The organism is Streptomyces sp. V1I1, from assembly GCF_030817355.1.
In the GTDB taxonomy this organism is placed as follows: domain Bacteria; phylum Actinomycetota; class Actinomycetes; order Streptomycetales; family Streptomycetaceae; genus Streptomyces.
In genome coordinates this window covers 1,385,534-1,405,600 of the sequence record NZ_JAUSZH010000001.1, presented here as the reverse complement: position 1 = coordinate 1,405,600, position 20,067 = coordinate 1,385,534, and the positions used below count along the sequence as shown (strand labels likewise).

The 20,067-nt window shown below is 68.8% G+C and carries 20 protein-coding genes and 2 pseudogenes; 16 read left to right on the top strand and 6 right to left on the bottom strand.

All coding sequences use genetic code 11. From position 1 onward, the window contains the following. Positions 1-244 precede the first annotated feature (244 nt). On the bottom strand, positions 245-1,306 hold the full coding sequence (locus QFZ67_RS06880; protein WP_307660203.1) for a phosphatidylinositol-specific phospholipase C domain-containing protein: 1,062 nt from the start codon (positions 1,304-1,306) through the stop codon (positions 245-247). 211 nt (positions 1,307-1,517) lie between these two features. Next, positions 1,518-1,667, bottom strand: a pseudogene (locus QFZ67_RS06875) (TetR/AcrR family transcriptional regulator); the annotation flags it as partial. On the opposite strand from QFZ67_RS06875, the gene QFZ67_RS06870 reads away from it, so the two are divergent. Both QFZ67_RS06870 and QFZ67_RS06865 read left to right on the top strand, forming a co-directional pair. Next, complete coding sequence (locus tag QFZ67_RS06870) at positions 1,609-1,980, top strand: SDR family oxidoreductase (protein ID WP_307660201.1); 372 nt, start codon at positions 1,609-1,611, stop codon at positions 1,978-1,980. The pseudogene QFZ67_RS06875 and the gene QFZ67_RS06870 overlap by 59 nt on opposite strands. Before the next feature lie 161 nt (positions 1,981-2,141). Then, positions 2,142-3,680, top strand: coding sequence for an ATP-dependent DNA ligase (locus QFZ67_RS06865; protein ID WP_307660200.1), 1,539 nt, complete (start codon positions 2,142-2,144; stop codon positions 3,678-3,680). A gap of 46 nt (positions 3,681-3,726) precedes the next feature. Here the strand turns inward: QFZ67_RS06865 and QFZ67_RS06860 are convergent, their stop codons facing one another. Then, positions 3,727-4,233 (bottom strand): FBP domain-containing protein, encoded by a 507-nt coding sequence (locus tag QFZ67_RS06860; protein ID WP_307660199.1) that lies wholly within the window; start codon positions 4,231-4,233, stop codon positions 3,727-3,729. 86 nt (positions 4,234-4,319) lie between these two features. On the opposite strand from QFZ67_RS06860, the gene QFZ67_RS06855 reads away from it, so the two are divergent. The 4 genes and pseudogenes from QFZ67_RS06855 to QFZ67_RS06840 all read left to right on the top strand — a co-directional run bounded on the left by QFZ67_RS06855 (position 4,320) and on the right by QFZ67_RS06840 (position 6,413). Next, positions 4,320-4,625: a 4a-hydroxytetrahydrobiopterin dehydratase gene (locus QFZ67_RS06855; RefSeq protein ID WP_307660198.1), complete on the top strand. Its 306-nt coding sequence runs from the start codon at positions 4,320-4,322 to the stop codon at positions 4,623-4,625. Positions 4,626-4,725: 100 nt separating this feature from the next. Then, positions 4,726-5,142, top strand: a pseudogene (locus QFZ67_RS06850) (helix-turn-helix transcriptional regulator); the annotation flags it as partial. 27 nt (positions 5,143-5,169) lie between these two features. Continuing rightward, complete coding sequence (locus QFZ67_RS06845; RefSeq protein WP_307660197.1) at positions 5,170-6,033, top strand: trans-aconitate 2-methyltransferase; 864 nt, start codon at positions 5,170-5,172, stop codon at positions 6,031-6,033. A 20-nt stretch (positions 6,034-6,053) separates the two neighbouring features. Further along, positions 6,054-6,413, top strand: coding sequence for a hypothetical protein (locus QFZ67_RS06840; RefSeq protein WP_307660196.1), 360 nt, complete (start codon positions 6,054-6,056; stop codon positions 6,411-6,413). Here the strand turns inward: QFZ67_RS06840 and QFZ67_RS06835 are convergent. From QFZ67_RS06835 to QFZ67_RS06825, 3 genes are all read right to left on the bottom strand, one after another. Then, entirely contained in the window at positions 6,403-6,861 is a 459-nt protein-coding gene (locus QFZ67_RS06835) for an RICIN domain-containing protein (RefSeq protein ID WP_307660195.1), read from the bottom strand. The two genes, QFZ67_RS06840 and QFZ67_RS06835, sit on opposite strands and share 11 nt — an antisense overlap. A 111-nt stretch (positions 6,862-6,972) precedes the next feature. Then, positions 6,973-7,401, bottom strand: a complete 429-nt coding sequence (locus QFZ67_RS06830; RefSeq protein WP_307660194.1) for a hypothetical protein — start codon at positions 7,399-7,401, stop codon at positions 6,973-6,975. 269 nt (positions 7,402-7,670) lie between these two features. Further along, positions 7,671-8,507, bottom strand: coding sequence for an aldo/keto reductase (locus QFZ67_RS06825; RefSeq protein WP_307660193.1), 837 nt, complete (start codon positions 8,505-8,507; stop codon positions 7,671-7,673). Positions 8,508-8,781: 274 nt separating this feature from the next. On the opposite strand from QFZ67_RS06825, the gene pqqA reads away from it, so the two are divergent. The 10 genes from pqqA to QFZ67_RS06775 are packed head-to-tail and all read left to right on the top strand — an operon-like array spanning position 8,782 to position 20,066. Then, positions 8,782-8,892, top strand: a complete 111-nt coding sequence (gene pqqA / locus QFZ67_RS06820; protein ID WP_307660192.1) for a pyrroloquinoline quinone precursor peptide PqqA — start codon at positions 8,782-8,784, stop codon at positions 8,890-8,892. Positions 8,893-8,903: 11 nt separating this feature from the next. Beyond that, positions 8,904-9,800: a pyrroloquinoline quinone biosynthesis protein PqqB gene (pqqB, locus tag QFZ67_RS06815; protein WP_307660191.1), complete on the top strand. Its 897-nt coding sequence runs from the start codon at positions 8,904-8,906 to the stop codon at positions 9,798-9,800. Continuing rightward, entirely contained in the window at positions 9,797-10,495 is a 699-nt protein-coding gene (gene pqqC / locus QFZ67_RS06810; RefSeq protein ID WP_307660190.1) for a pyrroloquinoline-quinone synthase PqqC, read from the top strand. The genes pqqB and pqqC overlap by 4 nt, the downstream gene beginning before the upstream one ends. Further along, positions 10,492-10,746: a pyrroloquinoline quinone biosynthesis peptide chaperone PqqD gene (gene pqqD / locus QFZ67_RS06805; protein WP_307660189.1), complete on the top strand. Its 255-nt coding sequence runs from the start codon at positions 10,492-10,494 to the stop codon at positions 10,744-10,746. The genes pqqC and pqqD overlap by 4 nt, the downstream gene beginning before the upstream one ends. Further along, positions 10,743-11,873, top strand: a complete 1,131-nt coding sequence (gene pqqE / locus QFZ67_RS06800; protein ID WP_307660188.1) for a pyrroloquinoline quinone biosynthesis protein PqqE — start codon at positions 10,743-10,745, stop codon at positions 11,871-11,873. The genes pqqD and pqqE overlap by 4 nt, the downstream gene beginning before the upstream one ends. Further along, on the top strand, positions 11,870-13,414 hold the full coding sequence (locus QFZ67_RS06795; protein ID WP_307660187.1) for a glycoside hydrolase family 88 protein: 1,545 nt from the start codon (positions 11,870-11,872) through the stop codon (positions 13,412-13,414). Before pqqE ends, QFZ67_RS06795 begins: the two co-directional genes overlap by 4 nt. A gap of 7 nt (positions 13,415-13,421) precedes the next feature. After that, positions 13,422-14,204 carry a Tat pathway signal sequence domain protein gene (locus tag QFZ67_RS06790; RefSeq protein WP_307660186.1) on the top strand — a complete coding sequence of 261 codons (783 nt, stop codon included), beginning with the start codon at positions 13,422-13,424 and terminating at the stop codon, positions 14,202-14,204. A 10-nt stretch (positions 14,205-14,214) separates the two neighbouring features. Then, complete coding sequence (locus tag QFZ67_RS06785; protein WP_307660185.1) at positions 14,215-16,164, top strand: glycosyl hydrolase family 28 protein; 1,950 nt, start codon at positions 14,215-14,217, stop codon at positions 16,162-16,164. Then, positions 16,161-18,332, top strand: coding sequence for a discoidin domain-containing protein (locus QFZ67_RS06780; protein WP_307660184.1), 2,172 nt, complete (start codon positions 16,161-16,163; stop codon positions 18,330-18,332). Before QFZ67_RS06785 ends, QFZ67_RS06780 begins: the two co-directional genes overlap by 4 nt. Then, complete coding sequence (locus tag QFZ67_RS06775; protein WP_307660183.1) at positions 18,333-20,066, top strand: CBM35 domain-containing protein; 1,734 nt, start codon at positions 18,333-18,335, stop codon at positions 20,064-20,066. Position 20,067: the final 1 nt, after the last annotated feature.

Sequence of the window (20,067 nt, the reverse complement as noted above, 5' to 3'; positions counted from 1 at the left end):
TAGTACGGCAGGAAAAGCCCCGGCCGGACGGGGGTTTCCGGCCGGGGCGGCAAGAGGTGGGCGCGGATGGCGGTCGCCTCTCGGCGAAACGCTCCACAGGGCTTCAGCCGAACGATCGTCCCTGTGGGCAAAAGGTGAGGCCCGGGGACACTGTCCCATCCACACCCACGTGTAGATGAACGGTAAACCATCGTGCTCTGTTCCGCGGGACCCCCGGGCCCCGCTGTGACATGCGTTACGCCCGTTACTGGCCGCCGCCTCGCTGGACCACAGTCGCCAGCGCCGACGGCAGCGGGTACCAGTCGGCCGAGACCACGCTCGCGTGGTGGCCCGCCAGCAGCGCGACCCGGTCCCTGGCCTGCGTCTCGGTCGGGTTCGTGCCGTCGATCGCGGGCGCCACATTGTGTGCGTCCGTCATGACGACGAGGTAGTGGTTCCGGTCGTACCAGCCGGTGTCGACGGTGCCGCCCGCGTACGTACCGGCGTCCCCGTCGAAGAGGACGAACCAGGGGCGGATACCGGCATCGGCGTACCGGGTGCGGGGGTCGCCGGCGGCCGCGCCGTGGACGGCCGGGAAGGCGGCCGCATCCCGGAGCTTGCCCGCGGCCGCGAGATTGCGCAGGTGGGTGGCGTACTCGCGGTCGGTCCACAGGGTGTCGGCGGGGTTGCCCTCCTCGACCGTGCCGGGGATCAGCTCGACCGCGAACTTGCCCGCGAGGGCGGACCGTGCGGGCCAGCCGTTCGTGCGTACCGCCGTGTCGAGTTCAGGGTGAGAGCCCGCCAGGTCGGCCGGGCGGAACAGGGCGTTGCCGAGTCGGGCGGAGAGCAGCGCGTCGAGCGCGGCGGGTCCGCGTCCGTTGTTGTTCTGGAAGCCGTCCTTCATCTCGATCTTGATCAGAATCGGACGATGGCCGGGGTGGGCGTCGTGCCACGCCTTCATGTCCGCGAGGCAGCCGCCGAGGTCCTGGTTTCTGGACTTGGTGCGCAGTTCTGCGGCGTTCGCCGCGTTCTCGCAGTTGTTGTTGTTGCCGAGAGGATTGTTGTGCGAGACCCGCCACGACCGGCCGAACGCATTGGTCCAGACGTCGAGTTCGAGCATTCCGGCGCCGGAGTCGAGAGCGTCGGCGAAGTACGAGTACTTCCCCTTCTCGTAGGCGTTGTGAACGCCCACCCAGGTGGCGGAGGAGTAGGGCAGTTGCCCCGGGTCCGCCGACCGGGGCGTGGCCGCCTCCGCCGGGGCGAGTGCGGCGGCGAGCAGCCCGGCCGCGACTGTCGTCGTCACGGCCGCGCGCGTGAGCTTCCCCATAGTCCCCTGCCTTCACGTCGGTTCGATCGTCTGATCGATCAAGTCGACGGAAGACTAGGGGAGTTGAGTGAACCCTGGGGAGACTGGACTCGGCCGTTACGGATGGGCTGAATGCGGGCCGTGGCCCAGGAATTCGTCGCGGCGATGAGCGTCACGAGCCCGGCCGGCCGGGCGAAGGGTGGCGCGTCAGGAACTCAAGACCGCCACGGTGTCAGTGCCTGTTGGTGCTCAGTCCGTCCAGGGTGAGGTCGAGGAGGCGTTCGGCCTGCTCTCGCTGTTCGGGTTTTCCGGAGGCGAGAGCGATGCCGGTGAGGCCGGCGAACATGTCGGTTGCGCCGATGTCCGACCGGATGGTGCCGGCGTACGGCGGCGCGAAGGCCGCGGTGCGCAATTTCATCCGGGCCTGGATCCAGGACATCAAGGGGTCAGGCATCCGGATGAACGTCCTCAGCCCCGGGGCGGTCGACACCGAGTCTCTCCGGCATGCTCTGGGGATGGCGCAGGGTGCCGATCAGGTCGACCCCGCGATCAAAGCCATGGGGGAGGGCAACCCGACCGGGCGGATCGCGGATCCCCGCGAGATGGGCAAGGCCGCGGTGTTCCTCTCCAGCGACGCGTCGAGCTTCATCACCGGCGTGGAGCTTTTCGCGGACGGCGGCATGGCGCAGGTGTGAGGCGTCGGCTCCCGCAAGCCGACCGGGTGCCGGTCCGGGGCACTCGCGGCCCCGCCCCGTCCTCGGTCCAGCTACTCCGTAACGCCCGCCGGGCAGCACGGCCCGCCCACCGGGCCCGCGCAACACGTGCGTCCCCCGCCCCCACCGTGCACCATGGCCACATGCTGCTGGCCCGGCTCGTCGACGTGTCCCGAGAAGTCGCCGCCACCTCCGCGCGGTCGCGGAAGATCGCCGCGCTCGCCGGGTTGTTCGCCGACGCGCAGCCCGACGACGTCGCCCTCGTCATCTCGTACCTCGCCGGGCGCGTCCCGCAAGGCCGCATCGGCGTCGGCTGGAGCGTGCTCAAGGAAGCCGTACCGCCCGCCGGCGTCCCGAGTCTGAGCGTCGCCGACGCGGACGCCGCGTTCACCCGTCTCGCCGAGGTCACCGGATCCGGGTCCCAGGCCGAGCGCAAGCGCCTCGTGCGGGAGCTCATGGCCCGCGCCACCGCCGAGGAGCAGGAGTTTGTGATGCGGCTGCTGATGGGCGAGGTACGACAGGGCGCGCTCGACGCGATCGCGCTGGAGGGCGTCGCCCAGGCCGCCGGGGCGCCCGCCGCCGATGTGCGGCGGGCCGTGATGCTGGACGGATCGCTGCCCCGCGTCGCCCGCGACCTGCTCGCCGAGGGGCCCGCCGCGCTCCAGCGGTTCCAGTTGCGCGTCGGCAGCCCCGTGCTGCCGATGCTCGCCCACACCGCGAAATCGGTCACCGAAGCGGTCGACGCGCTCGGCACGGCCTGCGTGGTCGAGGAGAAGCTCGACGGCATCCGCGTCCAGGTGCACCGCAGCGGTGAGGACATCCGGATCTACACGCGGTCCCTCGACGACATCACCGACCGACTCCCCGAAGTCACGGACGCCGCCCGGCAGATGACGGGCGACCGGTTCATCCTGGACGGCGAGGTGATCGCCCTGGACGCCACCGGCCGGCCCGTCCCCTTCCAGGACATCGCCTCCCGTGTCGGCTCCCGCGTCGACGTGGACGCGGCACGCGCCGTGCTGCCCCTGTCGCCCGTCTTCTTCGACGTCCTCGCCGCCGACGGGGAGGCCACGCTCGACCTGCCCGGCAGCGAACGGCGCACCGTCCTCGCCCGCCTCGTCCCCGAGCCGATGCGCGTGCGCCGCGCGGTCGTCGAGGACCCCGCATCCGCCCAACAGGTCGCCGCCGCCGAGGAGTTCTTCGCCGAGACGCTGCGCCGCGGCCACGAGGGCGTCCTCGTCAAAGCCCTCGACGCGCCGTACGTCGCGGGCCGCCGCGGCCGCTCGTGGCTCAAGGTCAAACCCGTCCACACCCTCGACCTCGTCGTCCTCGCCGCCGAGTGGGGCCACGGCAGACGCACCGGCCTGCTCTCCAACCTCCACCTCGGCGCCCGCGCCGCCGACGGTACGTACGTCATGCTCGGCAAGACCTTCAAAGGCCTCACCGACGAGATGCTGCGCTGGCAGACGCAGCGACTGCGCGAACTGGCCGTCGACGACGACGGGTTCACCGTCACGGTCCGTCCCGAACTCGTCGTGGAGATCGCCTTCGACGGCGTGCAGCGCTCCCCCCGCTACCCGGCCGGCGTCACCCTGCGCTTCGCCCGCGTACTGCGCCACCGCCCCGACAAGCCGGCCGAGCAGGCCGACACCATCGAGCAGGTCCTGGACACGCGCGGCTGAACCGCGCAGGTCCTGGACACGCGCCGCTGAACCGCACCCCCCGGACTCAGCGCAGGCCCATCACCTTGTCGGCAAAGGCGGTGAGGTTGCCGACCGTACGGGTGATCCGCTCATCCAGTGTGAGGGTCTCCTCGTGGAGGCCGCCGCGCAGCTTGGGCTGCCTTCTGCCGCGGATGTACAGCGAGCAGGCGAGGTCCGCACAGAGGTACGTGCCCACGGTGTTCCCCTCCCGCCCCGCCGCGCCGGCCAGCGGGGCGGCGAAGAGCGTCACCCCGGACGAGGCGTGTCCCGTGAGGCAGGCATGGCACATGCTGGACTTGACGGCGCTGGTCCGTCCGGTCGACGGCACCCGCAGGGTGACGCCGACAGGGCCGTTTGCCCGGGGGAGGACGATATGGGCCCGCAGCGGGGCACCCGGATCGGTCCAGCCGAGGAAGTCGAGCTCCTCCCAGGGGAGTTCGGCGAAGTCCATGGGGAGCTTCAGGCGGGTCGCCTCGCCTTTCGTGCAGTTGACGAAGGATCCGCGTATCTGTTTTTCGGTCAGAGCTTCCACCGGTGGAACGTACACAGAGCGCCGTCGGACGGGCATCCCATTTATGGTGGCCGAAGCCGCCGCCGTTTTCTGAAGGGATCCTGGTCATGCCCACAGAGCCGCTGTCGCAGAAGGACATCGAGGACCGCCTGAGCGAACTTCCCGGCTGGTCCCTGGAGGGCGACCGCATCGCCCGCACGTACCGCCTCGCCACGCACTTCGCGGCGACCGCGATGGTCGTGCACATCGCGCAGATCCAGGACGAGCTGAACCACCACTCGGATCTGACCCTCGGCTACAACACACTCGCGCTGTCGGTGAACTCCCATGACGCGGGCGGCGCGGTCACCGAGAAGGACTTCGAGCTCGCCCAGCGGGTGGAACAGATCGCCCCGGGGCACGGCGCGAACTGACGAGCCGCACGCGGCCGAGCGGTACGCCTCCGGATGCCGGTCAGGGGCCCGGGCCAGTACGGGCCCGGGCCCCCGCACCCTCCTGTCAGGCGTTCCACGCGTGATCGCCGTGGTGCGGGCCTGGTTCTCGCGCCCGGACGCCGCGGCCCCGGCCTGGTATCTGGCGATGGGCGACCCGGTGGTCGGCCGGGCGCTGCGGCTGCTGCAGGACGATCCCGCCCACCCATGGACGGTGGCCTCGCTGGCCGCCAAGTGCGGGGTCTCCAGAGCGGGACTCGCCCGCCGCTTCGACGAGTTGGTCGGGGAGCCCCCGATGGCGTACCTCACGGGCTGGCGGCTCGCGCTCGCCGCGGATCTGCTGCGGGACACGGACGCGACGGTCGAGGCGGTGGCCAGGAAGGTCGGCTACAGCGGCTCGTTCGCGCTGAGCGCGGCTTTCAAGCGGGTACGCGGCATCAGCCCACAGGAACACCGTGGAGGGGCCGTTTTGCCGGAACCGCAACAACAGTCGCCATAACCGCACCGCCGCGCGAACCTTGAGCCTATGAGCCATCACCACGACACGACGCATATCGACTGGGACGAACTCGGCCCGCTGCTGGAGCGCGGCGCGGAGCTCCAGAGTCCTCTGTACCGCCAGGCGGCGGCCTGGCTGGGGGAGCTGCTGCCTGCGGCCGGCGTCCGGCGGATCCTCGACATCGGCAGTGGCCCGGGAGTGCTGACCACGCTGCTCGCCGAGGCGTTCCCGTACGCCGAAGTGGTCGCCGTGGACGCCACCGAGCCGCTACTCGCCCGGGCCCGCGCACGGGCCGAGGGCGCCGGACTCGGCGACCGCATCCGTACACGCCATGCCGAACTCCCGGACGGAATCGAGGAGTTGGGCGAGGCAGACCTGATCTGGGCGGGCAATTCGGTGCACCACATGGGCGACCAGCGGGCCGCGCTCGCCGACTTCGCCCGGCTGCTGCGCCCGGGCGGGCTGCTCGCGGTGGTCGAGGGCGGGCTGCCCTCGCGCCACCTCCCGCGCGACATCGGCATCGGCCGGCCGGGGCTCGAGGGCCGGATCGACGCGGCCGCGGGCGAGTGGTTCACCCGGATGCGGGCGGAGCTGTCCGGCACGAAGGACGAGGTCGAGGACTGGCGGGCGCTGCTCGGCGCGGCAGGTCTCACGTCGAGCGGGACCCGTTCCTTCCTGCTCGACATCCCCGCGCCGGTGCCTGAGGTGGTGCGCGAACAGCTGGTCTCCGCCTTCGCCTGGCAGCGCAAGATCCTGGACGGCCTGCTGCCGGCCGAGGACCTCGCGCTGCTCGACCGGCTGCTGGACCCGGAGGACCCTCAGGGACTGCGGCATCGCCCGGACGCGTATCTGCTCACCGCGCGCACGGTGCACACCGCTCGCCGGGGCTGAATCAGGTGCAGGATGACCTCATGGCCAAGAAGTGCAAGAAGTCCACCAGGTCCATGAGGTCCACATCGCTGCTGTCCCTCTGGTCGCAGGACTCCGTGCTGTCGATCGGCTCCGTCGGGTCGGTGCTCTCCATCGGCTCCGTCGGCTCGGCGCTGTCGGTCGGCTCGGTCGGCAGCGCGCTGTCGGTCGGCTCGATCGGATCCACCCAGTCGCTGTTCTCGGCGGGGTCATGGATGAGCACGGGGTCGCTGCTGTCCGCGCAGTCGCGGTGGTCCGCGCTCTCCTGGCGCTCCTCCCACGGCTTCCTGGCCGCGGGTGCGGTCGGCGCGGGTGTGCTCGCCGTAGCCGTCGCCGGAGCGGTGCTCCTGGTCAGGGAGTGACGGGCTCCAACTGCCACCACTGTCCGGGCGAGTCGGTGTCCTCCCACTGCTGCACATTCGCGCCGTCGTCCGTGCTGCCGTCGGCGACCTCGAGCAGCAGCCCGCTGATGAAACTGACGATGGCGACGGTGCCCGGCGCGTCCAGGTGCTGCTCGATGATCCACTCCTGGGCGCCGAAGTTATTGGCCTTCCACTGCTGGATGTTGACGCCGTTCTCGGTCGCAGCGCCCGCGACGTCCAGCCGCTTGCCGCTCCCGGCGTTCACGAAGTGGTAGAGCCCGCTGCCGCCTGGCACGGGGTCGATCTGCCACTGCTGGGCCGGGGCCCCTGTCTCCTTGCCCTGCTGGACATTGGCGCCGCTGCCCTTGGCGCCGCCGTACACCTCGAGCAGCAGCCCGCTGCCGACATTGCGCACCAGGTAGCGGCCAGGTGTCAGTGCCCCGCTCAATGTCCGTACTCCTCGGTCGGCTGTGTGGCATGCGCGCACACCATGAACGTAACCCTCGCCGCCGCAAGGCGTTCGGCGAGGGCTACGTCCGCGCGATGAGCCGGGCCGGCCTCAGCGCACCGTGACCGTGAACTCGGGCGAGACGGTGCCGCCGCCGACGATCCGGAGCGTGTTGTAACCCTTGATGCCGAGGAGGACGCGCATCTTGAAGGTCGACTTGTGTGTCGTGTTCATGGACGCCGGCAGGGTCACCCACTCTGTGCCCTGCTTCTGCTGGAGAGTCACCTTGGTACCCGGGGGCAGGAGCTTGGTGGCTCCGTACACCCGGAACTGATGCCACGCCGGGACTTCGCTCACCGCGACTCTCGCCGACAGCTCTGGTCGTTCGGCCGCTGGTCGCTCATTGCCCGAACTGCCCGAGCCGTCGGCTGTCTGTACGGGAGGTGTCGGGGCGGCCACGGGCATGGCCATGCCGACCGACCCGGCCAGCACAACGGCTGTCGCGATTCCTGTCACCGACGCGCGTCTGAAACGCTCCATTTGGACTCTCTCCATGGGGAAGGGACTGCGGATCACCAACCCTAGGCGTATGGGTCGTAAATATGAGGAATCGACGCGCTCAGCTCGAAATGGCCTTTGGTTGCATTACGGATCAACAGTGCGAGCTGAGGATGGCTTGGGCGCGCGTCAACCGTCGTCGACGTGCCCTACCGACTGGATTCCGCCACCCGGCAGGCAGGAGCGCGCCCGCGAGAACGACATCGCCGCCCGGCACGAGCCGGGCGGCGACGGGGTCGTTCAGGCAGCGATCAGGCGCCGTAGGCGAACGTCGCAGGGTCGGGGCCGAGACGCTTGCCCTCGTCCAGCGCGGCGAAGGCCGCCAGATCGTCGGCGTCCAGCTCGAAGTCGAACACGTCCAGGTTCTCCTTGATCCGGGACGGGGTCACGGACTTGGGGATCGCGACATTGCCGATCTGCAGATGCCAGCGCAGCACCACCTGGGCGGGGGTGCGGCCGTGCTTCTGCGCCACGGCGACGACCGTCGGGACCTCCAGGAGGCCCTTGCCCTGGCCCAGCGGGGACCAGGCCTCGGTCCTGATGCCGTGCCTGTCGTGGAAGGCGCGCAGTTCGCCCTGCTGGAGCTGAGGGTGCAGCTCGATCTGGTTCACGGCCGGGACGACCGAGGTCTCGCCGATCAGGCGCTCAAGGTGCTCCGGAAGGAAGTTGGAGACGCCGATCGCCTTGGCGCGGCCGTCCGCGTAAATCTTCTCGAAGGCCTTGTACGTCTCCACATAGGCGTGCTTGGACGGCAGCGGCCAGTGGATGAGGTACAGGTCGATGTAGTCGATGCCCAGCTTGTCCAGCGAGGCGTCGAAGGCGCGCAGGCTCGAGTCGTAACCCTGGTCGCTGTTCCAGAGCTTCGTGGTGATGAAGAGTTCCTCGCGGGGGATGCCGGAGGCGGCGACGGCACGGCTGGTGCCCTCTTCGTTCTCGTAGATGGCCGCAGTGTCGATGCTGCGGTAGCCGGCCTCCAGGGCCGTGGCAACCGCCTTCGCCGCCTCGTCATCCGGCACCTGCCAGACACCGAAGCCGAGCTGCGGCATGGCGACGCCATTGTTGAGGGAGATGGAGGGGACCTTGCTCACGAGCGGTCGATCCTTACGTTGTCGATTGGTACTCCCACAGGATCAACGATCAACCCTGCGGACGCATTCCCGACCCCGAAGTTGGCCTGATACAGCTCCGACCTTATCGGTCCGGACCATTGACCGCGTCTCATCAAGACGCAACTCTATGGCACATAACTGAACGCCGGACACTCATGTGAACGGGCGTTCAGTCTTGCTCAATCATGCGTTACAGAGCAATCACTCCTGAATCACTCCTGACCCCCACATCTCAGGAAGGCAGGTACAGCTCATGCACGACAGCAAGGAAACATCGGAGGAGACCATCAACTGGCAGACTCCCGAGTTCGAGGTCGTCGAGACCGCGCTCGAAGTCACCGCCTACGCGCTCACCGACCGGTAGACCCCGCCGCCATGCTGCTGCAGGTGCTCGGCACCGCGGCGGGCGGCGGACTGCCCCAGTGGAACTGCGCGTGTCCCGGCTGTGCCGGGGCACGCGCACACCCGCACCGGCGCCGTCGTCATGCCTCACTCGCCCTTCGCGCGGACGAGGGCCGCTGGTATCTCGTCAACGCCACACCCGACATCGGCGACCAGATCGAGGACAGCCACGCGCTGCGGCCCGGGCCCGGGCCGCGCGAATCCCCGGTGGCCGGAGTGATCCTCACCGACGCCGAACTCGACCACACCCTCGGCATCGCCCGGCTGCGCGAGGCCGACGGCTTCGACATCCTCGCCACCCGGCCGGTACGGGACGCACTGCTCGGCCGGCTGCGCCTGGACGAGGTACTCGCCCCGTACACCCGTATCGAATGGCGCGAGTTGGGCCGCGAAGCGGAACCACTCGTCAAGGGCGGCACCGTGGAAATAGATGCCGTACCCGTTTCGGCCAAACGGCCGCGGTACGCCGCCGCCGGCGGACCCGACGAGCGCACCTGGGTGGTCGCGCTGCGGCTGCGCGAGACCACGACCGGCCGCAGCCTGCTCTACGCGCCCGCCCTCGCCCGCTGGACCGACGAGTTGCAGGAAGCGGCCGAGGAAGCCGACTGCGTCATCCTCGACGGCACCTTCTGGGACGACGACGAGCCGGTACGGACGTCGATCTCGGCCAAGACCGCAACCGGAATGGGTCATCTGCCGATCGCCGGGCCGAACGGCACCGCACGACGGCTCGCCGGGATGAACGCCCGCTGCCTCTATACGCACCTGAACAACACCAACCCCCTCGCCGACCCGGACGCCCCGCAGCACGCGCTGCTCGGCGAATGGGGACTCGAGGTCGCCGCCGACCGAATGGTGATCGAGCTGTGAGCACCACGATCTGGAGCCGGGAGGAGTTCACGGCGCGGCTGCGCGCCGTGGCCACCGAGCGCTACCACGACCGCCACCCCTTCAACGTACGGATGCACGAAGGCGCCCTGACCCCGGCCGAGTTGCGCCGCTGGATTCTCAACCGCTTCCACTACCAGCGCCACATCCCCGTCAAGGACGCCCTGATCCTCGCCAAGTTCGACGACTCCGAGCTGCGCCGCTCCTGGCTGCGCAGGATCCAGGACCACGACGGGGAGAAGGACGGCGACGGCGGCATCGAGCGCTGGCTGCGGCTCGGCGAGGCCGCCGGAATCGATCGCGCGCGGCTCGAATCGGGAGACGAAGTACTGCCCGGCGTACGGCTCGCGGTCGATGGATACGTCAACTTCTGCCGGCTCCACGGCCCGCTGGAGGCCGTCGCCGCCTCGCTCACCGAGCTGTCCGCGCCCGGCATCATGCGTACCAGGATCGCCGCGTTCGAGGAGCACTACCGCTGGATCGACGCCGACGGGCTCACCTACTTCCGCAACCGGATCGGGCAGGGCAGCCGGGACAGCGAGGAGGCGCTCGCGCTGGTCCTTGCGTGGGCTCGCACCCGGGATCAGCAGGAGGCGGCCGTCGCGGCGCTCGCCTTCAAGTGCGACGTGCTGTGGTCGCTGCTCGACGCCGTCGACTGCGCCGGGGAGCGGCCATGACCTGGAAGCCCGTGCTCTCGCTGTCCGTGGTCTTCCGGCACGACCGCGTGCGCGGCGCCGATCTGCTCGTACTGCCCGAGCGGGTGGTCGTACTCCAGGGCAACGCCGGATCCATCGTGCGGCTCTGCGACGGCCTGCGCGACGTCGACGCGATCGTCGCGGAGCTCGCCGAGCAGCATCCGGGAGCGCCCGTGGCCGAGGAAGTCCCGGTGTTTCTGGGGCGGTTGCGCAAGGAGGGCTGGCTGAAATGACCGATCGCACCGGAGTCACCCGAGTCAGCCGAGTCACCGGAGTCCAGCCACCGTGGGCACTGCTCGCCGAGCTCAGCCACGGCTGTCCGCTGCACTGTGCCTACTGCTCCAATCCCGTCCAACTGGTCGGTCGGTCAGATGAGTTGACCACCGCACAGTGGGCCGAGGTGTTCCGGCAGGCCGCTGACCTGGGCGTCGTGCAGTCCCATCTGTCCGGCGGAGAGCCTCTGTTGCGCCGCGATCTGACCGAGATCGTCGCAGCCGCTGACGACGCGGGCATCCACACCCAGCTCGTCACCAGCGGTGTCGGGCTGCACGAGAAGCGGCTCGCGGCCCTGACGGCGGCCGGTCTGCGCAGCGTGCAGCTCTCCGTCCAGCATGCCGACCCCCGTGCCTCGGAACTCATCGCGGGAGCCCGCTCCTTCGCCGCGAAGGAGCGCGCGGCCCGGCTCGTACGGGAGGCGGAACTGCCGCTGGGCCTCAATGTCGTACTCCACCGGGCCAATCTCGACGCGCTCGACGACCTCGTCGAACTCGGCCTGGCCTGGGGCGCGGAACGGATCGAGCTCGCCAACACGCAGTTCTACGGCTGGGCCCTGCGCAACCGGGACGCCCTGCTGCCGGACCGCGAACAGATCGCGCGGGCACGCGAAGGCGTCGAGCGGTGGCGGGGACGGCTGGCCGGCCGGATGGAGCTGGTGTGGGTCGTGCCCGACTACGTCGACGGCACCGCCAAACCCTGCATGGGCGGCTGGGGCGCGCTCTCGCTCACCGTCGCGCCCGACGGCACGGTCCATCCCTGCCCCGCCGCCGCCGCGCTGCCGGGACTGGACGCGCCGAACGTCAAGGACCACTGCCTGGAGTGGATCTGGCGCGAGTCGAAGACCTTCAACATCTACCGCGGCGAGGAGTGGATGCGGGACCCGTGCCGCAGTTGCGAGCTGCGCACCAAGGACTTCGGCGGCTGCCGCTGCCAGGCGTACGCCCTCACCGGCGACGCCACCCGCACGGACCCGGCCTGCCACCTCTCGCCGGACCACGCGCTCGTACGCGACCTCGTCGACCGCACGCGGATCCCCGAGCCGGTTGCCGCGCCCGCGTACGCCTACCGCAAGGAAGGACCATGAAGGGATTAGCCCCCCTGCTGCTGGCGGTCGCGCTCGCCGGCAGCACACTGTCCGCCGTGCCCACGGCGGCGGAGCCCGCCGCCTCAGCAGCCGTACGGTACGAAGCCGAGGACGCCGTCGTCCACCAGGGCGTCGTGGAGAGCAACCACACCGGCTTCACCGGATCCGGATTCGTCAACTACGCGAACACGGCCGGGAGTCACGTCGAATTCACCGTCGAATCCGACCGGGCGGGCACCACCGCGCTGGGCCTGAGATTCGCCAACGGGACGTCGGCGGACCGCCCCCTCGACATCACGGTCAACGGCCAACTGGTCGCAGGCGGCCTGGCCTTCGGCTCCACCGGCAGCTGGACCGGCTGGCAGACCAGGAACGTCACCGCCACTCTGAAGGCCGGGACCAATACCGTACGAGCCACCTCCGCCGGCGCGACCGGTGGCCCCAACCTCGACTCGCTCACCGTCGGCGACGGGCCGTCCGTCACGGACTGGTCGGTCGCGATGGTCGAGTCCACGATGGCGCGCTACTCACCCAGCTCCATCGGCGGCTGGTCCTATCCGGTCGGGCTGTATCTCTACGGCCAGTACCTCGTCTATCAGCGCACCCACGACGCCCGCTATCTCGCCTACATCAAGAGCTATGTCGACCGCTTCGTCGACAGCGCCGGAAACATCGGGCAGGGCTTCAACAATCTCGACAGCATGCAGGCGGGGCGGCTGCTGAACATCCTCCACCACGAGACGGGCCAGCCGCGCTACCAGAAAGCGGCGAAGAAGATCCGGGACCGGCTGAACAGCTATCCGCGCACCGCGGAGGGCGGCTTCTGGCATTCGACATCGGATTCCCGGCGCAGCCAGCTGTGGGCCGACGGCGTCTACATGGTGAATCCGTTCCTCGTCGAGTACGGAAAGGAATTCGGCGACGCGGCGTACGCGAGCAACGAGGCGACCAAACAACTCGCCGTCTACGGGAGCCATCTGCAGGTCGCGAACGGGCTGCTGAAGCACGCCTGGGACGAGTCGCGCGACGCGAGCTGGTCCGACCCGAAGACCGGTCTCGCGCCCGAGCACTGGTGCCGCGCGATCGGCTGGTACTCCATGGCGATCGTCAATGTCCTGGACGCCGTGCCGGCCGACCATCCGCGCCGCGCCCAGCTCCTCACCCTGCTGCGGAATCTCGCAGCCGGCATCGAGAAGTACCAGGACCCGGCCACCGGCCGCTGGTTCCAGGTGGTCGACAAGGGTTCGCACGGCGACAACTGGACCGAGACCTCCTGCTCCTCCATGTTCACCTTCGCCCTGTCCCGCTCGGTGCAGCAGGGATATGTCGACGCGCACTACGCACAGGTCGCGCAGCGCGGATATCAGGGTGTGCTGGGAAAGATCTCGGTCGGCGACGACGGCCGTACCAATCTCACCGACATCTCCATCGGAACGAATGTCGGGAACTACGGCTACTACATAAAGCGCGACCGGAAGACCAATGATTTCCACGGTCTCGGCGCCTTTCTCATCATGAACGAACAACTCCGGGCGAGGTGAAGGGAAAATGACCGCATCACGCAGAGCCGTACTGGGCGCAGCCATCGGCGGCGCCGTCACGGCGGGACTGCCGCAGCTCGCGACCCCGGCGAGCGCCGCCTCCTGGCAGCTGCGCTGGTCGCCGTCCGCGAGCAGCGACAAGCTCAAGGCTTTCGAGACCATCGAGGACGACCGGGCGGACTCCCACCCGGCCGCGGCGCCGCACATCTTCGCCGAGGGCGACAACTTCCGGTTCAACATGCACACCCAGGACCGGGACACCAGCACCGACCGGCAGCGCCACGAGGTCACCGGCTGCCGCACCGGCAGCTCCTACCTTCAGTGGAAGTCCGGCCAGACCTGGCGGGTCACGTACTCGATGTACATCCCCGGCACGCTGAAGGCGACAACCAGCTTCACGCACGTCATGCAGATGAAGCAGCCGGGCACCGGCTCGTCGCCGATCGTCGTGCAGTCGCTGCGACGCGTCAACGGAGTGCAGACCATCGAGCTCAAGGTCATCGAGGGCGATGTCCTCGTCGGCCGTACGGACCTGGAGCCGCTGCACAACAAGTGGACCGACGTCGACTTCCAGATCAAGATCGGCAACGGTACGTCGGGATCTGTCCGCTGGATCCTCAAGAGCGGCGGCACCACGGTGATCGACAAGTCGAAGTCCGGCGTCGACACCTTCCTCGCGGACCGGGTGCGCCCCAAGTGGGGCATCTACCGCTCCCTCGGCGACAGTTCGGGCTCCCTGCGGAACTGCCACATGCTCCTCACCAATCTGCGCGGCTATCAGCTCGTCTGAGGAGGACGACATGACCAGCTTACGGAGAACAGCCGCTACCGCCTTACTGGGCTTCCTGGTCGCGCTGGGCGTCGCCCAGCCGCCGGCCGCGGCCGAGCCGCCCGTACCACCCCCGCTCGCCGCACCGGCGGCCGCGACGGCACCCGCACCCGCCGCGGCCGAATTCAACGTCCGTGACTACGGCGCGGTGGGCAACGGCTCCACCAACGACACCTCGGCCATCAACAAGGCGATCACCGCCGCCAACACGGCCGGTGGCGGGATCGTCCGCTTCCCCTCGGGGACGTACGAGTCCAAGAACACCATCAAGATGAAGAGCAATGTCACCCTGCAACTGGACGCCGGGTCGACGATCAGCGGCAACGGCGCGGACACCTATGACCCGCCAGAGTCGAACCAGTGGGACGACTACCAGGACTACGGCCACAGTCACTTCCACAACGCCATGATCTACGGCGACAACCTCACCAACATCGGTTTCACCGGCTCCGGCGTCATCGACGGCGACGGCGCGCTGATCACCGGCAACCCGAAGTCGGGCGAGGCCGACAAGATCATCTCGCTGACCCGCTGCAAGAACCTCACCCTCAGCGGCATCACCCTGCGCGAGGGCGGCCACTTCGCGGCGCTCATCAACAACTGCGACAACGTCGTCTCCGACCGGCTCGTCATCGACACGGCGATGGACCGAGACGGCTGGAACATCATCTCGACCACCAACGTCGAGATCACTAATGCCCATCTGGAGGCCAACGACGACGCGCTCGCCTTCAAGAGCGACTACGCGCTCGGCGCCAAGCTCAACAACGGGCATGTCACCGTCACCGACTCCTATCTCTCCGCCGGCTGCTGCAACGCCCTGATGTTCGGCTCCGAGACCTGCGGCGACTTCACCGACTACCGCTTCGAGCGGATCACCATCAGGGGCTCCGACAAGTCCGGCCTCGGTCTGGTCTCCATGGACGGCGCGAAGATCTCCGACGTCCACTACAAGGACATCACCATGACCGACGTCCGCTCGCCGATCATGCAGAAGGTCGGTACGAGAAAACGGTGCGGGAACAACCCCGGCGTCGGCTCCATCAGCAACATCACCTACACCAACATCAAGGCCACCGGCACCACACCGTCCTTCTCGCCCACCCTGTGGGGTGAGTCCGGCAGCGGCCGCATCCACGACATCACCTTCACCAACGTCGACATCACCGTGCCCGGCGGCAACGGCACCATGTCCACCAACCCGCCGGGCAACGACCCCAAGGACTACAACCCCAAGGCGATCGGCACCCGCCCCGCCTACGGCTGGTACATCCGGAACGCCGACAACGTCCGCTTCATCGACAGCGAGGTGCGGTTCGCGGCCAACGACGGCCGGCCCGCCGTCATCGCCAACAACAGCACCGGCATCCGCTTCGACCGCTTCACCGCCCAGCGCGGCAGCAACAGCCCGTCCGACCTCCTCTTCCAGACCGTGAACGGCTACTGCGTGGCAAACAGTGCCAACACCGGCGGCGGCGCGCTGCGCGTCAGCCAGACCGGCTCCAGTCAGAACTGCGACGGCGGCGGCCCCTCGCCCACCCGGTACGAGGCGGAGAACGCCGCCTACTCCGCGGGCTCGACCGTCGACTCCGACCACACCGGCTTCTCCGGCACGGGCTTCGTCAACACGGCCAACGCGGTGGGCGCGTATGTGGAGTGGACGGTGAACGCCACCACGGCAGGCACCGCCGACATCGTCCTCGCCTACGCCAACGGCACCACCACCGCCCGGCCGATGGACATCACCGTCAACGGCGTCACCGTCGCCGCTGCCTCCCCCTTCGCGGGCACCGGCGCCTGGACCAGCTGGCGAACCGTCACCCTGCCCGTCGCACTCAAGGCGGGCGCCAACACCGTACGGGCCACCGCCACCACGGCGAGCGGCGCACCCAATCTCGACTACCTGGACGGCCCGGCATGACCAGACGCCTCTGGGCGTGTCTGCTGCTGGTGGGCGCGCTTCTCCTCGGCGCGCTCACCCTGCCCGGACCCGCGCGCGCCGACCTCCAGCACCCGCGCCAGGACTTCCTGCGCTCCTCCGTATCCGGTCTGTTCCTGCACTGGGGCCAGCGCACCGCCCCCTCCCACACCAGTTGCAGCGGCTGGGAGACGGATGTGACCAACGGCGGCTGGAACGCCGACTACTGGGTGACCGAGGCCCAGAAGCTGCACGCGCAGTATCTGGTCCTCGCCACCTTCCACAGCCGGCTCGGCTACGCACGCCCCTGGCCGTCCAGGATCCCGGGCAGCTGCGCCACCAAACGTGACTTCCTCGGTGAGCTGATCGCGGCGGCCAAGGCCAAGGGGCTCAAGACGATCCTCTATATGACCGACGACCCGCAGTGGCACGCCGAGGGTGGGAACGAGTGGCTCAACTCCAAGGCGTACTCGGACTACAAGGGCCGCACCGTCGATCTGCACACCCGGGACGGCTTCGGGGAGTACTCCTACGACCTCTTCTTCGAGGTCATGGACCGCTATCCGGAGCTCGGCGGCTTCTGGATCGACAACGACAACGCCTACTGGGAGCGGAACAACCTCTACGCCAAGGTCTACGAGCGCCGGCCGAACTACACCATCAGCAACAACAACGAAGACACGCCGATCATGGACATGATCAGCAATGAGCAGAAGACCGGCATGTCCCCGGCGTACGACTACCCGCAGGCGGTCTACACGGCAGCTCCCCGGCTGATCGAGGCCGACTTCAAGCTCCCCTCCAGCGGCTCCTGGTGGTACACCGGCTCCGACTCGTCCGTCGACCGTAAGCTCACCCTCGGCCGGCTGATCACCAACGCCGGATCGTCGGTCAAGGCCCTGATGGCCGAGACGGCGATGCTGAACGGCAGATTCCCGTCGAACCAGGCGAGCTTCAACAACTTCGCCGACGGCTATCTCGACCAGATCTGGGAGTCGCTGAACGGCACCGAAGGCGGCGGCTATCTGCACGGCGGTCTCGCGCCCGGCTTCTGGAACGACGGCGCGCACGGCGTCACCACCATCAGCAAGACCGACCCCGGCAAGCACTACATCCATGTGCTGACGCCGCCCTCCACCGCCACCCTGCGGCTGCGGGACAACGGCTACCGGGTGACGGGCGTGACCAACCTCCGTACCGGCGCGCCGATTGCGTACAGCCAGAGCGGCGGCACGCTCAGCCTGACCGGCCTCGGCGGCTGGGATGCGTACGACACCGTCTTCAAGGTCACCACCGGCGGCCGCGAAGGGATCATCCCCGCCTCCTCGTACACGATGAGCGCCAGTACTTCGGCGAGCGGTCATGGCGCCGCGGCCGCGGCCGACGGCGACTACCGCACCTACTGGGACAGCAACAAGACCACGCCGGTCTCGCTCCGCTTCGACCTCGGATCGGCCAGGCGGGTGCAGTATCTCGGCGTCAACCAGCGTGAGGACTCGGTGAGTTACGCACGCTCCGGCACCGAACAGTCCGCGCGGATCAGGGACTACCGCGTCTACGTCAGCAGCGACGGCGCCAACTGGGGGAGCCCGGTCAAGAGCGGCAGCCTGCCCAGCCGCCGCGGCGTCGCCGTCATCGACATCCCGGCGACCATGGCCCGCCATGTGCGCCTCGAAGTCGTCAACACCCATGCGGCGTCGAGCGATTCGACCCGCTACAAGCGGCTGCGGATCGACGAGGCGTGGATCGGGACCGCGTACGCGGGCGGCGGGACGCCGCCCGCACCCAACCGGTACGAGGCGGAGAGCGGGACCTACTCCGCCGGGTCCACCGTCGACAGCGATCACGCGGGCTACTCCGGTACCGGCTTCGTCAACACCGCCAATGAGACCGGCGCGTATGTGGAGTGGAGTGTGAGCTCGACGGCGGCGCGCAGCGCCGCCGTGACCATCCGGTACGCCAACGGCACCACCACCGACCGCCCGATGGATGTGTCCGTCAACGGCAACGCCGTCCAGGCGGGCAGGTCCTTCGGCCAGACCGGCGCATGGACCACCTGGACCGGCTCCACCCTCACCGTCCCGCTCACGGCAGGCGCCAACACCATACGGGTCACCGCCACCAGTGCGGGCGGCGCGCCCAACCTCGACCACCTCGACGTGGAGCCGTAGATGAAACGTCTGAGAACTCTCCTCACCGGGGCGCTCGGCCTCGCGCTCGCCACGGCGGGATTCCTGATGGCACCGCCGCAGCAGGAGGCCGCAGCCTCCGACAACGGACTGTCCGTCCGGCCCGCGATGGGCTGGTCCAGCTGGAGCTTCGTACGCCGCTGGCCCACCGAGGCCAAAATGAAGGCCCAGGCAGACGCGCTGGTCAGCAGCGGTCTCAAGGACCACGGCTACGTCTATATCAACCTCGACGACTTCTACCAGAAGTGCGACTCCAACGGCTTCGTCGTCGACCAGTACGGACGGTGGGCCGTCGACGAGGCGAAGTTCCCCTCCGGTATCAAGGCGCTCGCGGACTACATCCACTCCAAAGGACTGAAGTTCGGCTTCTACGTCACCCCCGGCATCGCCAAGAACGCCGTCACCAGGAACACGCCGATCGAGGGGACCTCGTACCGCGCGAAGGACATCGCCGACACGTCCAGGCAGGAGAAGAACTACAACTGCAAGAACATGTACTACATCGACTACAGCAAGCCCGGCTCCCAGGAATTCGTGAACTCCTGGGCCCGCCAGTTCGCTTCCTGGGGAGTCGACTACCTCAAGATCGACGGTGTCGGCAGCCATGACATCCCCGACGTCCGCGCCTGGGACAAGGCCCTGCGCGCCTCGGGACGGCCCATCAACTACGCGCTCTCCAACAACCTCGCCATCGCGGACGCGCCCACCTGGCGACAGCTCGCCAACAGCTGGCGCACCCAGGGCGATGTCGAGTGCTACTGCGGCTCCGGGCCCAACGGCAGCGGCTTTCCGCTCACCACGTGGGACAAGGTGACCTCCCGCTTCACCTCGGCCGCGAACTGGCAGCAGTACGCGGGGCCGGGCGGCTGGAACGACCTGGACTCCCTCGAGATCGGCAACGGCGACCAGGTCGGCCTCACCGCCGACCAGCGGCGCTCGCACATGACTCTGTGGGCGATGGCCGCGTCCCCGCTGCTGCTCGGCACCGACCTCACCGCGCTCACCGCCACCGACAAGGCGATGCTGACGAACGACCGGCTGATCGCGGTCAACCAGGACGGCGTCGCAGCCAAACGGATCGTCAACTCCAGCCCGAAACAGGTCTGGAGCAAGCGTGAGGCGGGCGGCGACTACATCGTGGCTCTCTTCAACACCGGCACCTCGGGCAACCAGACCGTCAGCGTGAACTGGTCGCAGGTCGGCTTCTCCGGGGCCGCCGCCGTCACCGACCTCTGGTCTGGCCAGAGCGGCGGCACCGTCAACGGCTCCTACAGCGTGACCCTGCGGCCGGGGGAGACCCGGCTGATCCGGGCCACACCGCAGTCGGGCACCACCGTGCGGTACGAGGCCGAGAACGCTTCGTACATCGCGGGATCGACCGTCGACACCGATCACGGCGGCTTCAGCGGCACCGGCTTCGTCAACACCCCGAACGCGGCGGGCGCCTATGTGGAGTGGACGGTCGAATCGGCGACCGCACGCGACGCGGCACTGACCATCCGATACGCCAACGGCACCACGGCGGGCCGCCCGATGGACGTCTCCGTCAACGGCACGGTCGTCTCGGCGGGCCGGGCCTTCAACGGCACGGGCGCCTGGACCACCTGGGCCGACTCCAGCCTCACCGTCCCGCTCAAGGCAGGCGCCAACACCGTTCGGGTCACCGCCACCACGGCGAACGGCGCACCCAACCTCGACTGCATCGACAGGGGATAAC

What these genes read in the sequence shown, in the direction of transcription:
- QFZ67_RS06870 (WP_307660201.1), top strand. Translation starts at nt 1,609, where the DNA reads ATGCCGGTGAGGCCGGCGAACATGTCGGTTGCGCCGATGTCCGACCGG.
- QFZ67_RS06780 (WP_307660184.1), top strand. Translation starts at nt 16,161, where the DNA reads ATGACCAGACGCCTCTGGGCGTGTCTGCTGCTGGTGGGCGCGCTTCTC.
- QFZ67_RS06865 (WP_307660200.1), top strand. Translation starts at nt 2,142, where the DNA reads ATGCTGCTGGCCCGGCTCGTCGACGTGTCCCGAGAAGTCGCCGCCACC.
- QFZ67_RS06830 (WP_307660194.1), bottom strand. Translation starts at nt 7,401, where the DNA reads ATGGAGCGTTTCAGACGCGCGTCGGTGACAGGAATCGCGACAGCCGTT.
- QFZ67_RS06785 (WP_307660185.1), top strand. Translation starts at nt 14,215, where the DNA reads ATGACCAGCTTACGGAGAACAGCCGCTACCGCCTTACTGGGCTTCCTG.
- QFZ67_RS06840 (WP_307660196.1), top strand. Translation starts at nt 6,054, where the DNA reads ATGGCCAAGAAGTGCAAGAAGTCCACCAGGTCCATGAGGTCCACATCG.
- QFZ67_RS06845 (WP_307660197.1), top strand. Translation starts at nt 5,170, where the DNA reads ATGAGCCATCACCACGACACGACGCATATCGACTGGGACGAACTCGGC.
- QFZ67_RS06855 (WP_307660198.1), top strand. Translation starts at nt 4,320, where the DNA reads ATGCCCACAGAGCCGCTGTCGCAGAAGGACATCGAGGACCGCCTGAGC.
- pqqA (WP_307660192.1), top strand. Translation starts at nt 8,782, where the DNA reads ATGCACGACAGCAAGGAAACATCGGAGGAGACCATCAACTGGCAGACT.
- pqqB (WP_307660191.1), top strand. Translation starts at nt 8,904, where the DNA reads ATGCTGCTGCAGGTGCTCGGCACCGCGGCGGGCGGCGGACTGCCCCAG.
- QFZ67_RS06880 (WP_307660203.1), bottom strand. Translation starts at nt 1,306, where the DNA reads ATGGGGAAGCTCACGCGCGCGGCCGTGACGACGACAGTCGCGGCCGGG.
- pqqE (WP_307660188.1), top strand. Translation starts at nt 10,743, where the DNA reads ATGACCGATCGCACCGGAGTCACCCGAGTCAGCCGAGTCACCGGAGTC.
- pqqD (WP_307660189.1), top strand. Translation starts at nt 10,492, where the DNA reads ATGACCTGGAAGCCCGTGCTCTCGCTGTCCGTGGTCTTCCGGCACGAC.
- QFZ67_RS06790 (WP_307660186.1), top strand. Translation starts at nt 13,422, where the DNA reads ATGACCGCATCACGCAGAGCCGTACTGGGCGCAGCCATCGGCGGCGCC.
- QFZ67_RS06795 (WP_307660187.1), top strand. Translation starts at nt 11,870, where the DNA reads ATGAAGGGATTAGCCCCCCTGCTGCTGGCGGTCGCGCTCGCCGGCAGC.
- QFZ67_RS06775 (WP_307660183.1), top strand. Translation starts at nt 18,333, where the DNA reads ATGAAACGTCTGAGAACTCTCCTCACCGGGGCGCTCGGCCTCGCGCTC.